16 protein-coding genes are annotated in these 23,149 nt (G+C 64.2%); 6 read left to right on the forward strand and 10 right to left on the reverse strand.

The annotated features are described in order from the left end of the window. Window positions 1-165: 165 nt before the first annotated feature. Entirely contained in the window at window positions 166-1,353 is a 1,188-nt protein-coding gene (locus IFO71_RS19290; RefSeq protein ID WP_192031318.1) for a DUF1996 domain-containing protein, read from the reverse strand. A gap of 140 nt (window positions 1,354-1,493) precedes the next feature. On the opposite strand from IFO71_RS19290, the gene IFO71_RS19295 reads away from it, so the two are divergent. From IFO71_RS19295 to IFO71_RS19305, 3 genes are all read left to right on the forward strand, one after another. Further along, complete coding sequence (locus IFO71_RS19295; protein ID WP_332309420.1) at window positions 1,494-2,225, forward strand: pseudouridine synthase; 732 nt, start codon at window positions 1,494-1,496, stop codon at window positions 2,223-2,225. Window positions 2,226-2,301: 76 nt separating this feature from the next. Then, the gene (locus IFO71_RS19300; RefSeq protein WP_192031319.1) at window positions 2,302-2,814 is read left to right on the forward strand and encodes a sigma-70 family RNA polymerase sigma factor; all 513 of its coding nucleotides are present in this window, start codon (window positions 2,302-2,304) and stop codon (window positions 2,812-2,814) included. Further along, on the forward strand, window positions 2,811-5,405 hold the full coding sequence (locus tag IFO71_RS19305) for a protein kinase domain-containing protein (RefSeq protein ID WP_192031320.1): 2,595 nt from the start codon (window positions 2,811-2,813) through the stop codon (window positions 5,403-5,405). The genes IFO71_RS19300 and IFO71_RS19305 overlap by 4 nt, the downstream gene beginning before the upstream one ends. A 170-nt stretch (window positions 5,406-5,575) precedes the next feature. Here the strand turns inward: IFO71_RS19305 and IFO71_RS19310 are convergent, their stop codons facing one another. Both IFO71_RS19310 and IFO71_RS19315 read right to left on the reverse strand, forming a co-directional pair. Continuing rightward, window positions 5,576-6,475 carry a hypothetical protein gene (locus IFO71_RS19310; protein WP_192031321.1) on the reverse strand — a complete coding sequence of 300 codons (900 nt, stop codon included), beginning with the start codon at window positions 6,473-6,475 and terminating at the stop codon, window positions 5,576-5,578. A 155-nt stretch (window positions 6,476-6,630) separates the two neighbouring features. Next, entirely contained in the window at window positions 6,631-9,006 is a 2,376-nt protein-coding gene (locus tag IFO71_RS19315) for a hypothetical protein (RefSeq protein WP_192031322.1), read from the reverse strand. A 134-nt stretch (window positions 9,007-9,140) separates the two neighbouring features. Here IFO71_RS19315 and IFO71_RS19320 point away from each other — a divergent pair, with 134 nt between their 5' ends. Beyond that, window positions 9,141-10,334, forward strand: coding sequence for a hypothetical protein (locus tag IFO71_RS19320; protein ID WP_192031323.1), 1,194 nt, complete (start codon window positions 9,141-9,143; stop codon window positions 10,332-10,334). 112 nt (window positions 10,335-10,446) lie between these two features. Here IFO71_RS19320 and IFO71_RS19325 read toward each other — a convergent pair whose 3' ends face one another. From IFO71_RS19325 to bioC, 7 genes are all read right to left on the reverse strand, one after another. Beyond that, window positions 10,447-11,034: a hypothetical protein gene (locus tag IFO71_RS19325; protein WP_192031324.1), complete on the reverse strand. Its 588-nt coding sequence runs from the start codon at window positions 11,032-11,034 to the stop codon at window positions 10,447-10,449. 148 nt (window positions 11,035-11,182) lie between these two features. After that, window positions 11,183-11,692, reverse strand: a complete 510-nt coding sequence (locus IFO71_RS19330) for a P-loop NTPase family protein (RefSeq protein WP_192031325.1) — start codon at window positions 11,690-11,692, stop codon at window positions 11,183-11,185. Further along, on the reverse strand, window positions 11,689-12,075 hold the full coding sequence (locus IFO71_RS19335) for a DUF488 domain-containing protein (protein WP_192031326.1): 387 nt from the start codon (window positions 12,073-12,075) through the stop codon (window positions 11,689-11,691). Before IFO71_RS19335 ends, IFO71_RS19330 begins: the two co-directional genes overlap by 4 nt. Before the next feature lie 52 nt (window positions 12,076-12,127). After that, on the reverse strand, window positions 12,128-12,481 hold the full coding sequence (locus tag IFO71_RS19340) for a tRNA-binding protein (RefSeq protein WP_192031327.1): 354 nt from the start codon (window positions 12,479-12,481) through the stop codon (window positions 12,128-12,130). After that, window positions 12,481-14,124 carry a M28 family metallopeptidase gene (locus tag IFO71_RS19345; protein WP_192031328.1) on the reverse strand — a complete coding sequence of 548 codons (1,644 nt, stop codon included), beginning with the start codon at window positions 14,122-14,124 and terminating at the stop codon, window positions 12,481-12,483. Before IFO71_RS19345 ends, IFO71_RS19340 begins: the two co-directional genes overlap by 1 nt. A 97-nt stretch (window positions 14,125-14,221) precedes the next feature. After that, window positions 14,222-16,039 (reverse strand): tetratricopeptide repeat protein, encoded by a 1,818-nt coding sequence (locus IFO71_RS19350; RefSeq protein WP_192031329.1) that lies wholly within the window; start codon window positions 16,037-16,039, stop codon window positions 14,222-14,224. A 111-nt stretch (window positions 16,040-16,150) separates the two neighbouring features. Then, on the reverse strand, window positions 16,151-17,029 hold the full coding sequence (gene bioC / locus IFO71_RS19355; RefSeq protein WP_192031330.1) for a malonyl-ACP O-methyltransferase BioC: 879 nt from the start codon (window positions 17,027-17,029) through the stop codon (window positions 16,151-16,153). Window positions 17,030-17,169: 140 nt separating this feature from the next. Between bioC and IFO71_RS19360 the strand changes: the two genes are divergently transcribed. Both IFO71_RS19360 and IFO71_RS19365 read left to right on the forward strand, forming a co-directional pair. Beyond that, window positions 17,170-19,527 (forward strand): Tex family protein, encoded by a 2,358-nt coding sequence (locus IFO71_RS19360; protein ID WP_192031331.1) that lies wholly within the window; start codon window positions 17,170-17,172, stop codon window positions 19,525-19,527. A 616-nt stretch (window positions 19,528-20,143) separates the two neighbouring features. Then, window positions 20,144-22,903 (forward strand): M16 family metallopeptidase, encoded by a 2,760-nt coding sequence (locus IFO71_RS19365; protein WP_192031332.1) that lies wholly within the window; start codon window positions 20,144-20,146, stop codon window positions 22,901-22,903. Window positions 22,904-23,149: the final 246 nt, after the last annotated feature.

Here is a 23,149-nt window from a genome sequence, read left to right on the forward strand (position 1 = left end):
AGCTACGCGGGACTGCGTCCCGATCTCGCCCAAGTGGGCCCACCACTTGGGCTCGTCGCGCCTTGCACTCGACGCAAAGTCCTCGGTGATCATCCGCGCCCCCTCATGAAATATCCGGGTTAAGGAGTTCTTTAGCCTACTGTTTCACCGACAAGCAGGCGCGGCTCAATGATGTCCGTGCGCGGTCGCCTCCATGCCGTCATGAAACACGGTGTCCAGACTATGGCCGCTGCCCAGGCCCTGATTGATCACCGGCAGCACGTTCTGCACGCCGGCAGCGGTACCGGACAGCCGAAAGCCATTGGCTAGATTGCCATCGTGACAGTCCAGCGCAGCCTTGATGCAATTGTCGATCAGGGCCTGCATCACCTCGACATGCCAGCCGTTCATCCAGTCACCATGCAGCGAGTAGCCGCCGGGCTCGGTGGAACTCACCGTGTAAGCATCCGAGGCCAGCCGCCAGCCGCGGGTTGAGTTGCTGGCCGGGTCAACGTTCTCCGGTCGCACCGGAAAGGCGTAGTGATAGGTCACTCGTGGCAGGGCTACCGGGTGACTGGCCGGACAGCGGGTCACTCCGGCCACGGTTTCCGGATAAGCCATATGCGACTGGTGGTCGGGCGAATCGAGATCCACCCCATTCCAGCAACTGGGAAAGAACAGATCAAAGCGCAGACGGTCGGGCACCTGGCACTCGGGGATGAAGGCACGGAAGTCCGGGTTGCTGGCATCCGAGGCGTTCCAGGATTGGCAGTGCCAGCGGGCCACCGTGCTGGCTTGCGCCGAGTCGATGTTGGCCGTTGCGCGGCCGGCAATGATCGACAGCCCCGGCGGCGGCGCCTGGATGCTGGCCAGATTGTCGACCGCTGCCGAGTAGTAGAACACTTCGTGGGCCACATCATCATTGCCGACCACGGCATTGACCACCTGCCAGGCTGGATTGCCATCGCCATCCAGCAGGCGCTGACCCGACTCGTCATACAGGGGTGCCAGCAGGGCCGGCACCCAATAGGCGCTTTGATTGAGCTGATTGCCCTGGCAGCTCGAAGCGCGCTCACCGGGGCCCAGAGGCAGATAGAAATCATCGGCCTCGGTAAAGGCATCGGTGGCCAGGAAACCGTAGAACTGATGGTAGTGTGCTGCACCCGGGTGGCCGTTGAAGACCAGCGGATCGTCATAGGCGGCATGAGAGAAATCGCAGTTGATGCGCAGAATACCGCGCCAGCTGTTCGGCGCCACCGGCGACGGTTGCTGGCTGGTGGCAATCAGATCAGGATGTCCTGAGGAAAACAGGTCTCCTGCATGCGCGCCGGAAAACGACATGCCCGTCAACAGGGCAACCATGATTCTCAACATATGCTTTCACCATCAGAGGGGACGATGAGCAACAACGCGGCAGCTTGGATTCGGTTGACCGGAAGCAGCAATGCCCTCACCAGCGGCGGAAATCAGCGGCTGGACGGTCGGCCGAAGCGGCCTAGCACGGAGTTGGTGTGGTGAACACCGAAGCCAACCCAGCGCCGACTGACCTGGCCCTGTTGCACTGCGATGATCGCCTGGCCGTGGTCAACAAGCCGGCCGGTCTGATGGTGCACGACAGCGCCCTGGCCCGCGGCGAAACCGATTTCGCAGCCGATCGGCTGCGCCAGCAGTTGGGTCGTCCGGTGTTCCTTATCCACCGCCTCGACCGCGCCACCAGCGGCTGCCTGCTACTGGCCTTCGATCGCGACGCCGCGTCGTTTCTTGGCAAGGCACTGATGGGCAACGAAGTGCGCAAGGATTACCTGGCCTTGTGTCGCGGCTGGCCCGATGAAATCGGCCTGATCGACCACCCGCTTGATGGCGGTCCCGGCAAACCGCAGAAGAAATCAGCGCAAACCCAGTTCTGGCGTTTGGCCTGCGGCGAGCTGCAGGAAGCCTGCGCCGGCTTTCCTACCTCACGTTTCGCCCTGTTGCAGTGTCGGCCATTGACCGGACGCTTTCGCCAGATCCGTCGTCATCTCAAGCATATCGACCACCATCTGATCGGCGATACCAGTCACGGCGATGGCAGACGAAACAGAATGTTCAGAATGCGAGGCGTGCATAGAATGCTGCTGCACGCCTGGCGGCTGCAGTTTCCGCACCCCGAAGGCGGAACGCTGAGCGTGCGGGCCGGCCCGGACCCCGAATTTGCCAAGGCCATGGCCTTGTTCGGCTGGTCGCTGGCCGTGCCGCAGGACCTCTGAGCGCGCGACTGCGCGCTTGCATCGCCGGCAGGCGGCGGTGTTCACTAGGGCACGAAGCGAGCAGATGGAGGGTCGGGTGGGCGAACCCCTGCAATCGGTGGATGATCTGATGAGCGCCTTGTACCCGATCGCTCGCAGGATGGCTGCGCGTCAGCTGGGGGCGCAGGCCGGTGTCAGTCTGCAGCCAACCGAGTTGGTCGGCGACGTCTACATCCGCCTCAAGCAATCCGATCCCGAGCTTAGCCTGACCCAGCCGCATTTCATGTCCTTGCTGGCGCGGGTGCTGCGCCAGGTCGCCGCCGATCACTGGCGCCACAAGGGACGGCAGAAGCGCGCTGGCTTGGCGGTTGCCGATGCCATTACTCAACTGATGGATCCATCGGGAAGCCTGACCTCGCTGGTGCGGCTAGATCAGCTGCTGGAGCAGCTGGAAGGGGTCGATAAGTCGGCCGCCGATATTGCCTGCCTGCGCATCTTTGGCGGCATGACCGGTGAGGAGATTGCCGAGCAGATGGAAATCGGCACGGCCACGGTCACCCGCAAGTGGAAGATGGCCAGCGCCTGGTTGAAGCATGAGCTAGGTCGATGAGGGCAGCGCCTGATCCCAAGGTCTGGGCCGAAGCCGAAGCGCTGTGGGAAGAAGCCGAGCAACAGTTGGTCAACGACATCGACAGCTTTCTAGCCGAGCGACCTGACACCGGCGCTGCCACGGCCAGCCTGCTGCGACAGCTGTGGTCCGAGCGCGACGTTGAGCAGTCTACCGCCTCCGCTGCACTGACCTCGCAGCTTAGCCGCCTCGCCGCGCAGGCCAGCATGGCGCGCGGTCGCGAAGGCCTGCGAATTGGGCGCTTCAGCTTGATCGAGCAGCTCGGCGAGGGTGGCGCAGGCGTGGTCTATCTGGCTGAGGAGCGCCAGGACGACCTGCTTCACCGGGTAGCAATCAAGCTACTACATCAGCCGTTCGAGCGCGACGACGAAGTGCTGGGGAGTGCCCTGCATGAGCGGCGGCTACTGGCGCGACTGTCGCATCCCTGTATCACCCGCTACTACGAATCCGGCCTGACCGATGAGGGCCTGTTCTACGTGGTTGTCGAGCTGGTCGACGGGCTGCCCATCACCCGTCACATCGAGCAGAATGACCTTGGCCTGCTGGAAGCGCTGGCCCTGTTTGAACAGGTTGTTCGTGCGGTGCACTATGCGCACCAGAATCTGATTGTGCACCGAGACCTCAAGCCCTCGAACATTCTGGTCGAAGGCCAGCACGGTCTGCCCAAGCTGCTCGACTTCGGCATCGCCCGCGACCTGCAGGGCCGCCGCGATGATGAACAAACCCAAGTGTTCGCTTGCACCCCGGCCTACGCCAGCCCAGAGCAGCTGTCCGGAAGCGGCACTATCGGCACGCCCAGCGATCTTTACTCGCTGGGCGTGATCCTGCACGAAATCGTCTACGGGGAACTACCGGTGAGTTCGGGCCAGCTTCACCCGCTGGCACGGCTGGAGAAGCTCGCCGCCTGGATAGCCAAACCAGTCACCGCGACCAGCTGCGCGCGCTCGCTGAGGCAGGTCTCACAGGCGCAGTGCCGTGATCTAGCCACGCTGATCGCGCGCCTGCTCAGCATGCATGTTGAAGACCGCTACCCCAGCGCGGCGGCACTGTCCGAGGACCTCGAGAGGCTACGCCGCGATCGCCCGATCCGCTATGCCCACCACAGCCTGGGCCGGCGGGTTTGGCGCTGGGTGGACCGCCATCGGGCGCTCAGCGCCACTGCGACTCTCGCCTTTAGCATCGCGCTGAGCTCTGCCGGCGTTTATGTTCAGCAGTCGCGAAGCCTGGCGCAGCAGGCCTCACGTTTGAGCTCCTTGAGTTCGGTGCTCACCAATCTGTTGACTAGGCCAGACCCGCTGCGCCGCGGTAATTCGGTCACCCTGGCCGATACGGTGAAAGAGATGTCACCCGAACTGCTGGCCGACAGTTCGATGGACCCTGTGGTTCGTGCCGAGCTGCAGACAATCCTGGGACAGACCCTGCTGCGCCTGGGTGAAATCGAGCAAGCCGATGCCCTGCTGCTGCAAGCCGACGCCTACTATTCGACGCACGACTCCGACGGACTGCCGTGGCAGGACATCGCGCAACTGCGGGCGTTGAGTGATCTGGAGGCAGGGCGCTACCAGAGCGCGCGCCAGCGTAGCCGGGCCCTGGTCGATCAGCTGGCCAAGCGCCATCCTGAGCAGATCCTGCGTCGAGCGACTGCTCTTCGAATCCTCGCGACCAGCGACATCCATGCCGATCGTGACCTGCAGTCCGCGCAGAAACATGCCCGACAGGCATTTGAGCTGCTACAGGAGGCGGGCTTGCTGGATGAAGAAGAAGCACTAACCACGCAGACTGTGTGGGCACTGGCGTTGTCGCTGGACAACCAGCTGCAGGCCGCCGCCAACCTGCAGGCCCGTGTGTTGAGTGAGGTGGAGTCTAGGTTCGGCGTCGACAGCGGACAAAGTTTCGATCCGCGCAACAACCTGGCACGGACTTGGGAGAAGCTTGGCAAGCTTGATCAGGCCGAGGCTTTGCTGGCCGCCAACGCTGAGTTGGCCAAACAGCACTTTGGCGAACTCGCACCGGACACATTATTGGCGATCAACAATCTGGCCCTGACCTACTTCCGCCAGGAGCGCTACGAACAAGCGGCGCCCCTGATGCAGGCCGTTTATCAAGGGCGCGCTGAGGTGCTGGGCGAACAGCACCCGCGAACCTCACTGGCCGCTTCAAACTGGGCCGATGCACTGATCAAGATCGGTGAGATTGAGCGGGCTTGCGAGCTAAGCCTCCAAGCCAGCCAGGCGCTGCGCAGCAATGCCAATGCAGCGCCGCAGATGTGGGGCTATCCGGCGAAGGTGCACGCCCGCTGTCTGGCCGAGAGCGCTCAGTTCGACGCCGCCTTGACTGAGCTCGACGCAGTGCTGGCGCTGTGGCAGCAACACCTGGGCGAGCATCACCTGGATACCCTGTCAGCGCGCGAAGATCGGATCGCCTGGCTGGCAGAGTTGGGCCGAACGGCGCAGGCCCGGCGCGAGCTCGAACAGGTCATTCAACTGCGCCTGACCCACTACGGTGCCGAGCATCCGCGCACCCAGTCAGCCCTGCTGCTGCGCGAGCGCTTGGTTACCCCACCGCCGCCCTGATGGCAGACGTAGGGCGGGTCTTGACCCGCCACGGGAACACGCGACATCGCTCAATGCGGGCCAAAGCCCCGAAAAACATCCTGTTCCGCTGCGTGCAAGAAGTAACTGCGGAGAACGTCGACAACAGAGCGGCGGGTCGAGACCCGCCCTCACCTCTGGCAAGTTAGCCCTCAGCGCTCGCTGACTTTAACACCTAGCTCAACCAGAAGCGCCCGCTCCTCGGGAGTGGGTTCACGACTCGGTGCAAGAGCGTACTGCAGCAACTTGCCTTGGTGCCTGATCTGAAGGATAGCGCGCGGCCTGCCGCTACTGCATGAGTGTCCCAACATTGCGCCCGCTTCGACCGCCTCCCAGGTGCAGCTGGCATCGCGCATGCGCGCCGCGACGTCTTCGCCGACGCCGTCCTGAATCGATAGGATCAGCGCCATCGCACTTCCGTTCTGCGCCATGCAGCTGTTGGCGCCAAAGGCCTGCTGTGAAAACCCCTCGCCTGGCAACAGGCGACGAAGTATCGGCTCGTCGAACCAGCGGCAGTGCGCAGCTTCTGCGGTCGCCTTGGCGTCGTCTGCGACGGCCAACGCGGCGCGCATGAACTCCTTTGCACCACTGCGATAGGCATCGAACCCTGCGCCAACCGGCATGACCAGCTGGCCGGTGATCGCGACGTGCTTGTAGTGGCCGACATAGCTCACGCTAACCCGGCTCTCAGCGCCACCGGCCGACTTCGGAAAGTAGAGAAACCCATGCTCGCCAAGCGCTGAGTCGGCTTCGATGCGGTAGTCGGCACCCAGGTTGTTGCGCAGGCTCCTCGCCAACTCTGCGGCTTCAGCGGCGTCTGACTTGAGCATCTGGTTCGCGCCGAGGATGGCGACACCACCGGGTCCACCGCTGCCGGTGAACTTGCATGAACCCATCGAGCCGCCCACCATCACGCGCCACGGCGCAGCGGCAGGCAGGAGCGAATCCAGCGTCTGAGCAGACATCCAGCCGCAGCGTGTCTGCGCAGTGGCCGGCGCCACTGTACAAATCAGAATCAGAGCAGAAAAAGTGAGACACAAACGAAACGGCATGACGTTCTCCGTGTGAATGACAGAAACAACGTAGGGCGGGTCTTGACCCGCCGATTTACTTACTCGATGAACAGGTGTGTTGTGAGCGAAAGCTGACCGGACTTCTTTGTCGGCCGCGCGGGGGCGGCGGGTCAAGACCTACCCTACGCATAAGCCTATGGTTCCATCCCGCTGCGGAACACCAGTTCCGGACGCGGCGCGGGCGGCTCGGCGCCGAGGTTGTTGAGGTCGAAGCGGGCGATCGAGCTGGCGGCGCGGGCATCAGCAGCCTGCCCCACCCGCGAGAAACTCCCCAACACAGTCAGTTCGTGTTCGTCGAGCAGCATTTGCGTCACTCCGCCGCCGTCGCCTCGGCTATTGAACACGCCGCCGGCAAACCCTTCGCGCCAGGCGTCGCCGTCGAACCACAGCAATCCATGGCCGCCACCTTCGACCTCAAAGTTGCCGCCCACCACCAACTCGTCGGTACTCAGCGGCTGCAGCGCGAATAGCTGGACGAATATGCCGGGGCAATTGCGCACCATCAGTTCGCACAGGCTGGGCATGGCATCCCAGGTTTCAGCGTCGCGGTTCCAGCGCGCCAGCGCTGGCTGAGCGCGACCGCCGGCCATCGAGAACTCGCCGCCGAAGTAGACATAGGGCCCGGAATCGGCGACCGCGATCACATCGACCCGGCCGTTCATGCCAAAGCCTTCGGCCGGTCCGCCCAGACTGTGCCAGCTGCCAGCCAGCATGTCGTAGCGTGCGACATTGCCGGCGCCGACTCCGCCAGCGTTCGACAGGTCGCCGGCGATGTACAGATCGAGGTTGGTTTCGTCGACCACCATGCTGCGAATCGAGCCGCTGATCAGGCCGATCGAGCGACGAGCGCGACTTAGCGGGTCGTACTCGATCAGGTCGGTGCTGTTGGCATCGTCGTCGTATTGCGCCATGTATAGCTTACCCAGCACGCCCGACATCACGCACTGATCGGCCAGCAGATTCGAGCCTTGCAGCCAATCCATATGTTCAAGATCGAGAATGCCGTGGGCGCCGCTGACGCCGGCAGCCACGAATGGGTCGCGATTGCCACTGAATACATGGAACATCGGGCCGCCGGGGTCACCGCAACCATCGGCAAAACTCGGCACATCGGGCGTGGTGGCTGCGATCGGAGTGAAACTGCGGGTAAAGCGGTCCCAGCGCAGTGCTCCTTTTGATGCTTGCAGCCCAAAGGCCTCCATTTCGATCAACATCAGTGCGTCGCCAAAGTTGACCCGCGACGGATTGCCGCGATGCACGATCAGATTGGTGCCGCCAACAAGGCCTTGGCCGATTGAATCGCCCAACGGACGCCAGGCGCCGCTGCTGTAGTAAGCAACATGATTGACCCGCAACGGGCCGCTGCTGTACACCCGGCCGCCAACCAGCAGGCGGCCACCCACCTCGGTGACGCTGCGCGGCTCGGGGTCGAGCCCTAGGCCTGCCAGATCCAGCGAGTCGAAGTGCGACCAGGCGCCGCCGTCCCAGGCGGCAACGCCATTGACGGTGCGCGTGGTGCCGGCGGTGGCGAACTCACCAACCGCGTACAACTGAGTGCGCGCGCTGCTTAGCGCCAGACCTCGCACCGCGCCGCCGCGCAGACCGCGATTGCTCAGGCCGGTGCCGATGCCGTTATAGCCAAAGCCGTTGAACCGGGTGATGTTGTGCAGCTCGATCAGTGCATTGACCGAGCCGGTGAACTCACCGCCAATGTACAGGCCATCGGTCAGGCCGCCGTTGCCGCCGAACACCGATTCGAGGGCATACACCGGACCATCCAGGCCGTTGCCGTCCAGCGGCGCTTCAATCGGCTGCCAGGCGCTGCCGTTCCACTCCGCCAGATTGGCCGCCGCCACGCCCTGGATGGCGCTGAACTCCCCGCCAATCACCACACGGGCGCGCTGCCGGTCGTATTCCAGGGCGTAGATACTGCGACCGCTGGAGACCAGACTCTCCGCGCCCAGTCGGCGCTGGGCCCAACTGGCGGCCGGATTCACTTCGATCACCGTTTGCACGCTGCCGACATACAGGCGACCGTTGTCGCCCAACACGATATCGCGGGGATCGCCGAGCATGGTCGGCCCGGCCTGATCGGCAACGACGGTAAGCGCATTGGCACCGTCGACATAGCCCAGGGTGAGCTGATTGGATCGGCGAGCCGCGACATACAGCCGGCGGCTGCTCGGATCGTAGGCCGCGGCGGTCGGTTCAAGCTCAGCGACCGCGCTGACTGACGCATCGCTGCCCACGCCGAGCTTGTAGAACGCCGCACGACTGAAGTCATAGCCCACGATGCGCTGAACCGGTAAACCGCCGCAAACGGTGAAATCCCCAACCAGCGCCGCTTTGGAACTGCCCATCGACACCACTTGGCGGACTTCTTCATTGCAGCCGCGCGGAACGCTGTGGTTTCCCTGCCAGGAGGCAGCTGCGCCGAACGCGACGGGCAAACAGAGCAGGCCAAAGCAGCGCGCCAGCCAGCGTGGCGGACTTGAGCTTTCGTGGTTCACAGGTTTCCCCTTGATGTCGATTACTGCCGGTTACGTCAGTGCGCAGATTTTTTGATCACCGGCCGTCCTACGACCGACGGCGGCCGCCGATGCCGGCGCGCCGCTACACTCGGTCGATCAACTGCGAGGACGTCATGAAAGCGATATGCAGATTTCTGATCGCCCTGCTGCCGCTCGCCGCCCAGGCCGGTGAGAGTGAGCAGCTAGGGCCCTTCAAGCTCCTCGCCAGAAAGACCGGCTACATCAGCGGTTGGAACGAGGGCCGTTTGCAGCGCCGGGAAGCGGTCAGCTATGAGCTCTACCACGGCGGCAAGAAGCTGCGATTTTCAGCCGATGAGAGTGGCGTCACGCGCGAGCTTGGCAGTCTGCTGAACCGTGTGTTGAGTTTCTCCACACCGACACCTGCGCTGGTGGTGAATGTTGGCGATCCGAACAACACCAGCTATTACTATCTCGTGAGTGAATCGAACGGCCTGCTCGAGACGCGCTTGCTCACCCGCATCAGCGGTGGTGATCTGACCATCGCTGCGCTTGACCGGCCAGTCGAGAACCTGTCGCGCGAGCAGATGGGTTACACCGCGCGCCTGCACTTCTCGCGGGCCCAGTTGTTCGCGCTCGGGGCCTACAGTGTGTTCGATGCGCGCAGCCTGCGGAACTTCGAACTCAACCGCATTGAGCACGACGAGATCTATCGCTACCCGATCCTACCGTTGGGCGCCGCGCCTGACCGACTGAGTATGGTTCGGCTGGCGGTCGACCCTCGTCAGCGCTTCTACCTGGAGGAGATCGATCTTCTCAACACAACGGTTCGCCATCACGCGATAGACCGTCTGCAGATGCGCTTTGCCAATCCGCTGCAAGTAGATGCAGCGTGGTTCGACCACCACTTTACCTGGCGGCCAGCTGACTCAGATCGATTTCGACTGTCCGTGCGCACTGGCTTTCTACCGCTTCCCTATCGCGCTGAACTAAGCCTCGGTGACCCGGAGCGGCCGAGCTACAGCTGGGCGCCAGTGCGACCCGAGTTCTATCTGCGTTTGATCGATCATCTCGAGCGCGAATTCAAGGCCCAACCACAGCCGTTCGACGTCACTAAACAACAGGCTGCGTTGGACGGCCAGGATTACTTCAGCCGCGACTGGCGAGTCGGAGACCGGCGGACATCTCTTAGCATCGGTGACAGCCAGGGGCGCTATGTGGCCTTGTCGGCGCCCTTCGGTGCGCCGGTCAGCCCGCAGACGCTGGCCGAGATCGCTGCGAGTATCGATCAGCGCCTGGCCTCGGGTGACTGGGACGCGCTGTTCTACGATGGTGTGCTGTCCGAGTAGCGGTTCTCTGCATTCGCATCAGTGCAGCACCAGCATAGCCTACACGCCAATCAGCACCAGCAAGCCGAAGATCCTGGCTGCCGGCAACCGACCCGTCTGTGCCACAGTGCGCTCACCAGCGTTCCAGCGCCTGCACCAGCGGGGCAATCGGCATCACCCAATCAGTGCGGCTGATCCCCTTCATATTGCCGATGCTGGTGCTGGTGAACGCACCCAGGCGGCCGCAAAGCACCGCAAGATTGCCGCGTCGGCCGACAAACCACTGGCCGGCATCGGTGCTGCGCTCCTCCACCTGCGCCAGCGCGCCGCGCAGCGAAAAGCGATGCCACAGTTCAAAACGCCCGGCCAGCAGGGCTGGGTCCAGCAGATAGTCGACCTCGTAGCCAAACAACCTCCAGGACCAGCGTTCGATCCGATCCGTGCCCTGCCGGCTCAGCGCATTCGCGTAGTGCCGCGGCATGTTCAGGGCGTCGGCCAGATCAGTCGCTTGGCGCCGTAGGTCCTGCGATGCCGGCCACCAGGTGAGCCCATATTCAAAGCGCCGAAGCCAACCCTCAATCTGATTCTCGATCCGCAAGCAATCGCGCCCAGCGGCCAAGGTGACGCAGGCTTGAAAGCGTCGTCGCCGGGCCGTGCGCTCAAACGTGAAGCTGTGCTCGGCCGCCATCGGCGGCGCTCCTTTCTTTCTGACTGAGTTCATCGTGCTGTCAAAACCTGGCGTGCCTGCACTGAGTTACGCCAGAACCGATCATGCTTGATCAGATCATCCTATCTGGTCGACTCAGCGGCTGTTCGGCCAGCGCGCTTTGATCGCCTTCGAGCAGGTGTAGAAGAGCACGCCCTCCTAGCTAGCCCGGATAGTCCACGACCCGCAGGAACTCATGCTTGGGTCCGTCATACGCGTCGTACAGGCGGCGGTGTGCCGCCAGCGACCAGGCGTCGGCACGCGTGTAGTAGCCGCGCACCCAGTCCTGCAATGTGCTCAGCATGCGGTTCTGGGCTTCGAGGCTGGGGTACTTGTGCGGTTCCCAGGGGCGCTGCAGGTTGTGCGACAGGCAGCTTTCCAGGCCGGGATTGAGGAACCACAGCGCGCTGCAGTGCGGCAGCGCGGCGCCAATCCATTCGGCATAACAGCCTTCAATCACCCAGCCGCAATGCTGCTCGATAAAGCGTTGCAGATCGGTGGCGATAGCATCCTCGGGCCGCGGCACAGCGATCTTTCCTGGCTCCCAGACCAAGCGGTCGAGATCAAGGTGACCGAGTCCGTACTTCGCCACCACACGCAGCGCCAAGGTCGACTTGCCGGCACCCGAGTTGCCCAGCAGCAGAATGCGCTGCGCGGCCGCCTCGGCGCTCACTCCAGCGTGGCTCCGGCGGCGCGCAGCAGCTCGCGCAGCACCGAACGATGGCAGCGCTGCTCATGCTCGCAGTAGCAGCCGACGGCAAAATCGCTGCTCTGCGACAGGCAGGCCAGCAGGGCGATCGCCTGCGCAGCGGCGGGTTCGGCCATTTCCCGTCGGTATTGCTTGCAGAACGCTTTCCAATCGGCCTCGCTGTTTGCCGACTGGCCGAGCTTCATCGTTTCGGCGCTGGGTGCCAGTAGCGGGAACCAGACGTCATACCAGTTCTGTCGGGCGAATTCGCTCTTCGGAACACCACGTGGCGGTCGGCGCACGGTGCCGATGCGGGTGCCCTCGTGCTTGCCTCTGGCGCTTCCCAATCGAACGATATGTACAGTCATGGTGGCTTCCTGGCGACCCTATCAGGCTGCTGAAGCAAGTCTCAGCAGCCTGCTATAGCAGGCGCGTGCCCAGCGGCACCGCTTGGTCAGGAACGCACAAGGCGACCTGGCCGTGCTCGTTGTGGAACCCGGTGATCAGACACTCGGACATCAGGGGACCGATTTGCTTGGGCGGAAAGTTCACCACCCCCACCACCAGGCGGCCGATCAGAGCCTCCGGCGTATACAGGTCGGTGATCTGTGCACTGGATTTTCTCAGGCCGATCTCGGGACCGAAATCGACCTGCAAGACGTAGGCGGGCTTGCGCGCCTTGGCGAAGGGCTCGGCGCTGATCACCCTTCCCACTCGGAGTTCCACTCGCAGGAATTCCTCAAAGCTGAGCGGTGCGGTCGGCTGATCAGACATCAGTGCTCACCGACTGCGGCATCCTGCTTGGGCGCGAACTTGCTGGCAAAGAAATCGCCGGCATTCCAGCGCGGGCGTGCAGCTTGGTCGGCCACCTTCGCGCCGACCGCCGCATTCAAGTCGGCGATGCGCGCCGCGCTCGGGTAATGAATCGGCAGGTCGGCCTGATCGCTGGGCTGGTGGTAGTGGGTGCGCAGGAAGTCCGTCAGGCTTTGCTTGGCGTCAAAGCCTGGGCCGGCCGAGATCACGCCGCCGTCGATATAGACGGCCGGGATGCCGCGGCGAATGAAGCTGAACTGATCGCTGCGGATAAACACCACCTCTTCGGGAAACGGGTCGGCCGACAGCTGCAGCCCCAGCGCACTGGCCTGATCGCGCACGACCGACTCCAGATCGCTGTGCTCGATGCCGATCGGCAGGGCATCGCGTACTGGCCCCAGCACCACCGGCATGTCCATATTGATATTGGCGATCAGCTCGCCGGGCACTGATGGATGACCTGCGAAATAGTCGGAGCCGAGCAGGCCCTTTTCTTCCGCGGTGACGGCGACGAACAGCTGCGAGCGGGCGACCGCCGGCGCGGCCTTCGCCAGTCGAGCGGTCTCCAGCAGCAGGGCTACGCCCAGGGCGTTGTCCAGCGCACCGTTGTAGATCGCATCGCCATTGACTGGGGCGCCGAGGCCAAGGTGGTCGAGATGAGCGCTGTACACCACATGCTCGGTAGCCTTCAGCGGGTCGTTGCCGGGCAGCTGGCCGACCACGTTCCAGCAGCGCTCCGCGCTCAATCGGTTGCTGCCGCGCAGTTCGAGTTCGGTGCCCAGATCAAAGGCCTTCAGTCTGCCGCTCTCGAGATCCTGAAACAGCTGTTCAGCCTCCACCGGTGCGCCGGCAAACAGTCGGCGCGCGGCCTCGACATTGATGCTTGCCGTGCCCAGCAGCTCGGGGTGGGTATCCAGCGGGCCGTTCTGATCGCGCAGGCGCATGCTCGGTCGGCCCCAGTTCTTCGCTCCGCGCGCCCAGGGATATTTGCCCTCGCGCTCCGGATCGCCCAGCCATACGATCCCCACAGCACCGCGTTCCACCAATAGGTCCTGCTTGACCCGACTGGAGGAATAGTAGGCGCGCTGATCGTTGGGGAAGCGCGCCGGCGCGCCGCTGAACAACACGGCGATCTTGCCTCGCACATCGACCCCGGCGAGATCGTCGTGATCGAATTCCGCTGCTACCACCGCCTGGCCGACGAATACCAGCGGTGCGCGCACCTGCCACGATTCCCGATGGTAGTTCACTCCTGGCAGGTAATCGCTCTCGAACTCAAAACTCAGGGTTTCATCGCCACGCAACAGGCGCATGCTGGCCCCTTCGCGCAACCGCTCAGCACGCAACAGCGGTACTTCCTGCAACCAGTCGCCGCTGTCCCCAGCCGGGCTCAGCCCGATCGCCGCCATCTGACTCGCCACATAGTGCGCGGCCACGGCGTAGCCTTTGCTGGTGGCCTCGCGGCCCTGCAGCAGATCGTGGGCCAGGAAGTCGACATGCGCCTTGACCCGATGTGCCTCGGCCGTGGGCGCCGCAGCGGGGGGAGCCGTCGCCGAGCAGGCGGCGAGAACGGCGGTGGTCAGGCAGAGCATCAATGAGCGCATCGGCAAGGTTCCGGCGAAATGAGCGCAACCATAGCAGCCGACGGTGTGATCAATCTGCTATGCAAGCCCTACAACAGGCCATGCTCGCGATCAGCCACTAAGGAACTTGTTCCAGCGCCGAGCGCCAGCGTTCCAGCTCGCTTCGGTCCGGTGTCCTGGCTGCGCGCTCGGCGTGCTGCTGATAGAAGTCCAGCAGTGCTTCCAGACTGCGTCGGCGATCCCGCGGGTCGGAGCCAGGCGCGTCTTCCAGCACGCTCTGACCTTCCAGCAGACGCTGCTCGGCCAGTTCGATCTGACCCAGGGCCATATGGGCGCGGCCGATCTGGGTCAGGCCCTGGCCCAGCCGATAGGCCATGGCGCCGGTGAACGCCGCCCGCAGCCGCGCCTCGATCGGCAGCAGCAGATCCAGCGCCTGTTGTGGCTTGCCCTGATCATTGAGCAGGCGGGCCAGGGCCAGCTCGGAAATCATCGTGTGCTCGCTCTGTTCGCCAAACAGGCGAATGCGGCCGCGCCAGCCGGCGCGAATCCACTGGTCGGCTTCTTCCAGCTTGCCGCGGTCGAGCAGCAGGAAGCCGAGGTTGGCCATGGCCACCACCGTGCCGGGATGCTCATCACCGAGGGTGCGGCGATTCTGTGCCAGCAGGCGTCGGTACAGCGTCTCCGCCTCGGCCAGCTTGCCGTGGTCGTGCAGCAGCACGGCGAGGTTGTTCATTGACACCAGGGTTTCCCGGTGTCCGTCGCCGAGCACCCGGTCGCTACGCTTTACCACTTCGCGATACAGGTCCTCGGCTTCATCGAGCTTGCCCTCTTCGGCCAGCAGAGCCGCTAGGTTGTGGGTGGCGATCAAGGTGTCGGGGTGGTCGTCACCGAGCACCCGCTGACTGCGCTCGACCGCACTGCGGAACAGTGGCTCGGCGGCAGCGTAGTCACCGCGATCCTGCAGCATGCCGGCCAGGGTGTTCTGCACGATCAAGGTATCGGGATGCTCTTCTCCCAGCACGCGGCGATTCTTCGCCAGCAGATCGCGGTAGATTGCCTCGGCCTCTTCGAACTCGCCGCGGTCATGCAGCAGCACGGCCAGGTTGTTCAGCGAGATCAGAGTGTCCGGGTCGTCCCGCCCCAGCACCCGCTGACTCTTCTCCAGCCCCTCGCGGTACAACGCCTCGGCCTCATCGAGCTTGCCCAGATCCTGCAGCAGTACGGCCAGGTTGTTGATCGAGGTGAGGGTGTCGGGAGATTCCTCGCCTAGCAATTGGCGACTTTGCTCCAGCGCCTTGCGGTGCAGGGCTTCGGCTTCTTCCAGTTTGCCCTGTGCCGCCAGCAGGGAGGCCAGATTGGCCAGCGAATTCAGCGTATCGGGGTGATCTTCGCCGAGCACGCGCTGACGAATCGACAGCGCCTGCTGCTGTTGCGCCAGCGACTCGTCGTATAGATCGAGAAAGTAATAGCGGTCGGCCAGGGTCTGGCGCAGGCTGGCTTCGATGGCTGGCTGCTCGCTGAAGTCCTTTTCGATCCCCTTCAGCGCTGGCTTGAACAGGGTGCTAACGATCAGCTGCCGCGCCCGGGCAGCGGGTTGCACTTGCCGCAGCGCGGTTTCAAAGGCCTCCATGTGCCGGGCCTGCAGCTCGGTATCGAGATCCTGCTTGGCCAGCACATCCTCATAGCTGGCCAGCATGTCCTTGCTCAGGCGGCGGCCGGCCAGATCGAGATCAATGTGCTCGAAGGCCCGTTCATGGAACTCGCTCAGGGTCTCCAGCTCGGCGATCCGCCGCTCGGCATCGCGCAGCTGCCACCACATCGCCAGCAGCCCCGCCAGCAGGCCGAGCAGGACCAACAACAGCGGCAGCGAGCGGCCGTGGCTGAATGGCTTCGGCGGGGCGGAAACGGGGGCAGACCGGCTGGTCCTGGGCTTCATACGGCGGCTGCAAGCAGAGACGAAACTTCAAAGACTACGTCGAGCCGCGGCTGAGTGCGAGTCGGCACGATGGACGGCAGTCGGGACGGGGCTGATCGGGCGCCTCGGCCTTCAGCGACGGCGGCGGATGCGCAGCTGATCAACCGGGAAGGCAGCGATCTCCGCCCCTCCCTGTCGCCGTGGTTGGCCCGGCTCTGGCCCCCAGGCCTGGGCATAGGCGACCTCATAACTGGCCGGCAAGCGGCCGTCCTGACGGAAATGCTCGTAGGCCTGACGCACCCGCTGCATGCGCGCCTTGCCGGTGAGGCTGCGGCGGCGTTGGCTATCGGCATTGCCGGCACCGATCGCCTTCAGCTCGCGCATCAGGTCGGTGGCGTTGGTATAGGTCAGGGTAAACCGGTCGCTGTCCAGCACCGGGTCGCGAAAGCCGGCGCCGAGCAGGGCGTCGCCGACTTTTTGAATGGTGGCGAACGGACTGACGTGGGGCTGTTCGCCATCGGCGCTGGCAAAGGCCTCGCGCAGCTCCTGCAAGGTGCCCTGGGTGAAGGTCGACAGCAACAACAGACCCTTCGGCCGCAGCACCCGCCGCCATTCAGCGAACAGTGCAGGCAGATCGTCGACCCACTGAACACAGAGATTGGAGAAGATCAGATCGACCGACTGATCGGCCAGCGGCAGCGCACGGGCATCGGCGCACAGGCGCTCGAAGCGTCGGCGCCAGCTGAACTGCCGCTTGGCTTCGCGCAGCATCGGCAGGGCCAGGTCCAAGGCAAGCACCTCGGCCTTCGGCCAGCGCTGGCGCAGGGTCTTGCTGGCAGCGCCCGGACCGCAGCCGAGATCGACAATGCGCTGCGGCGGCGATGGCAGATAGGCCAGTTGTTCGAGCAGCCGCGCTCGTACCTCGGCCTGCAACACGGCGCTGGCGGCGTAGTCGGGAGCGGCGCGGGAGAAAGCCCGACGCACCTGGCGGGAATCGAACGGCGACATCAATCAGACTCAGGTCGGCCGCGGATTATCCCGCAATCGCCGGTGGATTGCTCGGGAGCTGTCCCGAGCGGGTCTGTCAAGCTGTTGCCGAGGGCCCGAAGTGCGCACAATCGGCGGCCGTATGACTGTTTGAGTGTTGCCTGATGTCCCAGCTGAACCCCGCCACCGCGCTGCGCATAGCCGAAGCCATCGCCCAGGAAATCAACGCCCGACCGGCGCAGGTCAACGCCGCCGTCGGCCTGCTGGACGAGGGGGCCACCGTGCCGTTCATCGCACGCTATCGCAAAGAAGTAACCGGTGGGCTGGACGACACCCAGTTGCGCAACCTGGAGGTGCGCCTGGTCTATCTGCGCGAGCTGGAAGAACGCCGCGCCGCCATCCTCGGCTCGATTGAGGAGCAGGGCAAGCTGAGTGACGAGCTGCGCCGCGACATCGAATCCGCCGACAGCAAGGCGCGGCTGGAAGATCTCTACCTGCCCTACAAACCGAAGCGTCGCACCCGCGCCCAGATCGCCCGCGAGGCCGGGCTGGAGCCATTGGCCGATGGCCTGCTTGCCGACCCGACGCAGGCGCCGGAGGTCTTCGCCGCTTCGTTCGTCGACGCCGGCAAGGGCGTGGCCGATGTCAAAGCCGCACTCGACGGTGCTCGCGCCATCCTGATGGAGCGAATCGGCGAGCAAGCCACCCTGGTCGGCGAACTGCGTGAGCGCCTGACCCGGCAGGGTCAGCTCAAGGCCAGTGTCATTGCCGGCAAGGAAAACGAAGGCGCCAAGTACAGCGACTACTTCGATCACGCCGAGCCGCTGCACAACATCGCCTCGCATCGACTGCTGGCCCTGCTGCGAGCGCGTCGCGAAGAGATCATCTCACTCGATCTGCTGCCCGCCGCCGACGCCGAGGCGGGTCATGCACAGTGCGAGGCGATCGTCGCCCAGCACGCCGGTATCGGTGATCGCGGCCGCCCTGCCGATCGCTGGCTGCTCGATACCTGCCGCCTGACCTGGAAAGCCAAGCTGCTGATCCACCTCAGCCTGGATCTACTCAACACCGCGCGCGAAAAGGCCGAAGCCGAAGCCATCGCCGTGTTCGGTGACAACCTGAAGGATCTGTTGCTGGCGGCGCCGGCCGGCCCGAAGGCGGTGCTCGGCCTCGACCCGGGCCTGCGCACCGGCGTGAAAGTGGCGGTGGTGGATGCCACCGGCAAACTGGTCGCCACCGATACCATCTACCCGCACGAACCGCGTCGGCAGTGGGATCAGTCGATCGCCACCCTCGGCCGGCTCTGTGCACAACATGGCGTTTCGCTGATCGCCATTGGCAATGGTACCGCCTCGCGCGAAACTGACAAGCTGGCCGGCGAACTGATCCAGAAGTACCCGCAACTCAAGCTGACCAAATTGATCGTCAGCGAGGCCGGTGCGTCGGTGTACTCGGCCTCGGAGCTGGCTGCCCGTGAATTTCCCGGCCTCGATGTCAGTTTGCGCGGCGCGGTCTCGATCGCCCGTCGATTGCAGGATCCACTGGCCGAGCTGGTCAAAATCGAGCCGAAATCGATCGGTGTCGGCCAGTACCAGCACGACGTCAATCCCTTCGCTCTGGCCCGTGCTCTGGATGCCAAGGTCGAGGATTGCGTCAACGCGGTCGGTGTGCACGTCAATACTGCGTCCAGTGCGCTGCTGGCACGGGTGTCGGGCCTCAGCAGTACGGTGGCCGAGAATATCGTCGCCTACCGCGATCAGCACGGCGCCTTCAAGTCGCGCAAGGAGCTGCTCAAGGTGCCGCGTCTGGGCGACAAGACCTTCGAGCAATGCGCCGGCTTCTTGCGTATTGCCGACGGAGACGAGCCCCTGGATGCTTCATCGGTGCATCCAGAGGCCTATCCTGTGGTGGAAAAGATCGTTAAGAACTGCGGACGCCCAATCCAGCAGTTGATCGGCGATGGCGCGACGCTGCGTCAGCTGAAGCCGGAAGCCTTTACCGACGAAAAATTCGGTCTGCCCACGGTGCGCGACATTCTGAAGGAGCTGGAAAAGCCCGGTCGCGACCCGCGTCCGGAGTTCAAGACCGCCCGTTTCGCCGACGGCATCGAAAGCATTGCCGACCTCAAGCCGGGTATGCTGCTGGAGGGCGTGATCAGCAATGTCGCCGCCTTCGGTGCCTTTGTCGACCTCGGTGTGCACCAGGATGGCCTGATCCATATCTCGGCCCTGGCCGATCGCTTCGTCAAGGATCCGCGCGAAGTGGTGAAGGTCGGCGATATCGTCAAGGTACGAGTGATCGATGTTGATCTGAAGCGGCAGCGCATTGCGCTGACGCGGCGTCTGGACGACCCGCTGCCGACCCCAGGGATGGGCAACGCAGACGGGCGCCGCGGTGGCAACGATCGCGCTTCGGCCCGGCCGCAGGATCGCGCACCGCGCCGCGATCACGGCGCACAGCGCTCGGCACCGCCGGTCGGCAACGCCCTGGCCGACGCCTTCGCCCGCGCCAAGCGCAGCTAGCTGGCAGGTCGATAAGCCGCATTTCATGAGGTCGCGCCGAAAGACACCGCCAGCCCAGGCACAGCATCCGCGCCCCCCATTCATAACCTGCCGATTCGACCAGGGGGCGCCCTGCTCCCCTCTCCCCTTGCGGGGCCTCGCAAAGCGAGGTTCCTGGGTAGACCGATGCGCACTGACAACGCGCGCCGGCTGGCGCCCGGAACTCCCTCCCCAATGTTTGGGGAGGGTTGGGGTGGGGTTAGGGAGCCGATCTTTGCCTGCCCAGGGGCCTCGCATAGCGAGGTTCCTGGGTAGGGAAGAGCAGCTCACCCGCATCCAATCAAGGTCCGTGCACGGTTTCGCCAGCCGCGCTAGAGGGCCGGCCGCACCCGCCGGCACCAGGTCCGTTGAGCGCCAGACCAACCTGATCCCACCGGGGCCTCGCGGCTGAGCGATGTGCCGAGCCCCCCACCGCGCCCGGACGAAACCAGCCGTGCCGCGTGTTGTCGAAGCCGCGGCAGTCACCGCAGTGATCTCGAAGCGCCCGCGTCCGCCCTCGGCCTACGACTTTCGACCCACTCCCCGCGGGTGACATCGATGCTAGTCTCCGACCCTGCCTGTGATGCCGGAGAACCCGATGCGCTTGCCCCTTGCTCACCGACTGTTGCTGTCGGCCTTCTTCGCCGGCGCTGTCGCGCTGTCGCCGGCCCATGGCGCTACCCCGGTCTCGCCGGAGCAGCTGATAATCCCGCACCAGAGCTTCACCTTGGACAACGGTCTGCAGGTGATCGTGCATGAAGATCACGCGGTGCCGATCGTGTCGGTGAACGTCTGGTACAAGGTCGGCTCGCGTGATGAGAAGCCCGGCCGCACTGGCTTTGCCCATCTGTTCGAACACTTCTTCTTCAATGGCAGCGAGCACTATCCGCACGGTTTCCGCGAAGCCATGGATGATCTCGGCGCCAATAATCGCAACGGCACCACCAACACCGATCGCACCAACTTCTTCGAGGATGTGCCGGTGTCGGCGCTGGAGCGCACCCTGTATCTGGAGGCCGATCGCATGGGTTGGCTGTCCGGGCACATCTCCAAGGAGATGCTGGAGCGCGAACGTGGTGTAGTGAAGAACGAGAAGCGACAGGGCGAGAACCAGCCCTATGGCACGGTCTGGAGCCGCGTCGTCGAGGCCATCTACCCAGCCGGCCATCCGTACAGCTGGAGCACCATTGGTCGGATGGAAGATCTCGACGCGGCCAGTCTCGAGGATGTGCGCGAGTGGTACCAGCAGTATTACGGGCCAGATAACGCGGTGATCGTGCTGGCCGGTGATATCACCCTCGACCGCGCACGTGAACTGATGGTTAAGTATTTCGGGCCGATCAAGCCCGGCGCGCCGATCAAGCGACTGCAATGGGCGGTGCCGACCTTGCAGCAGCCGCTGCGCGATCGTATGCAGGATCGAGTGCCGCAAACGCGCTTCTACAAGGTCTGGCATCTGCCACCGGCGGCAACCCGCGGCAGCCATGCGATGGAACTGTTCGCTGACTGGCTGTCGGGCAGCGAGGCCGCACCGCTGGATCGCAAGCTGGTGTTCGATACCCAGCTCGCTACCGATGTCGGCGCCTTTGTCTGGGGCAAGCAGCTGACCAGCACCTTTATCGTCACCGCCAGCCTGCGGCCGGGCGCCGATCCCGAGGCGCTGGAAAAGGAACTCGACAAGGTAGTGGCCGAAGCCCTCCTCAGACCGGCCAAGGCCGCCGACCTCGATCGCGCCCGCAGTCGGCTGATGGCCAGCTTCGCCCGTGGCATCGAGCGCCTGGGCAGCTTCGGCGGTCGCGCCGATGCACTGGCCGAAGGCTTGGCGCTGTACGGCGACAGTCAGGCGTATCAGAAGCGCCTGCAGGATCTCGCCAGCCTGCCGGCGGATCAGGTGCGCAGCATCGCTAACGAGTGGTTAAGTAAGCCGAACTACACCCTGGTGGTTGAGCCGTTCCCGGCGCTGAAGGCAGCCGACGAGTCGATCGATCGCACCCAGCTGCCCGGGCTCGGCGCGCCGCCCGAGGTAGCCTTTCCCCAGGTGCAGACCGATAGCTTGCCCAACGGCCTCAAACTGATGCTGCTGCAGCGCGGCTCGGCGCCCTTGATCAAGCTGTCGTTGGCGGTGGACGCTGGCGCCGCCTCCGATCCCGACGGTGCCGAAGGCACGGCACGACTGGCGATGAATCTGCTGGAGAAGGGCACCGCGAAGCGCGATGGCTTTGCCATCTCCAATCGACGCGACGAGCTTGGCGCCACCCTGTGGACCGACAACACGCTGGACCTTTCGCTGGTTGGCATGACCGCGCTGAAGTCCGCGCTGGACGACTCCATGGCCTTGCTCGGCGAAGTCGCGCTGCAGCCGAGCTTCCCCAGCGACATGGTGGAAATCGAGCGCAAGCGGCAGTTAAGCGCGATCGAGCAGCAGAAGGCCAGCCCCACCGGTGCCGCCTTCCGCGTGCTGCCGCCCTTGCTGTATGGCGAGGCCCATCCTTACGGTCGCCCGGGCGGCGGGCTGGGTTTCGAATCCAGCGTTAATGCCCTCGAGCGGCAGGCCCTGGCCCACTGGCACGGCCGCTGGTTCGCCGCCAACAACGCCACCCTGATGGCGGCAGGTGACATCTCCATGGACGAACTCAAGGTGCTGGCGACCAAGCATTTCAATCGCTGGCCGAGCAAGGGCGTCGACGCCGTGCCGTTGCCGCCGGCCACACAGGGCCAGGCCGGCACCCTGTACCTGATCGATCGCACCGATGCGCCGCAGTCGGTGATCATCGCCGCCCACCTGGTGAAACAGGATGTTGCAGTGGACGAGCTGGCGCTGGAGAGCGTGATGCGCAACTTCGGCGGTATGGCGACCTCGCGTCTGAATCGCAATCTGCGTCTGGACAAGCATTGGTCCTACGGCACCTTCGGCGGTGTCAGTGAGGCCCGCGGCCCGCGCCAGTTCTATGTCGTGGCGCCGGTGCAGACAGACAAGACGGTCGAGGCTCTGAACGAAGTGAAAGCGGAAATCGCCGGTCTCGATGGTCAGCGGCCACTGGCTGGCGAGGAGTTCGACAGCGTGGTGCGTAGCCAACTGTCACGCCTGCCGGCGCGCTTTGAGACACTCGATTCGCTGATTGGCGCCGCCACCCAGATGGTGAGTTATGGTCGCGAGCCAGCCTACTACTACGGCTACGCCGAGGCGCTGCGAAAGCTCTCGGCCGACGATCTCAATCAGGCCGCCGGTACCCTGGTCGATCCCGACCGCTTGACCTGGGTAGTGATTGGCGACCTGAGCAAGATCGAGGCCGGGCTGCGTGAACTGAATTGGGCGAAGGTGCAGCTGCTGGATGCTGAGGGCAAGCCGAAGCAATAGCACCTCGCTTCGCTGACTGACTCCGTTAACTAGCCCGGATATTTCATGAGGTCGCGCCGAAAGATCCGCAATTCCAAGCGGGGCGAGAGTTTCGACCGATGGTGTTGCGATAACAGAGTGTTGGCGATCTTTCGGCGCTGGCACGGCCCTCATTCGGCCGCTGCGCGGCTACGCAGGGCATTCGCCCTGAGGTCCTTTGCGCCGATTGCCGCGTTGTTCGGCTGCTACGCAGCAACGGCTACTTCG

Origin of the sequence: Pseudomarimonas arenosa, assembly GCF_014841215.1 — a bacterium.
Classification (GTDB): domain Bacteria; phylum Pseudomonadota; class Gammaproteobacteria; order Xanthomonadales; family Xanthomonadaceae; genus Pseudomarimonas; species Pseudomarimonas arenosa.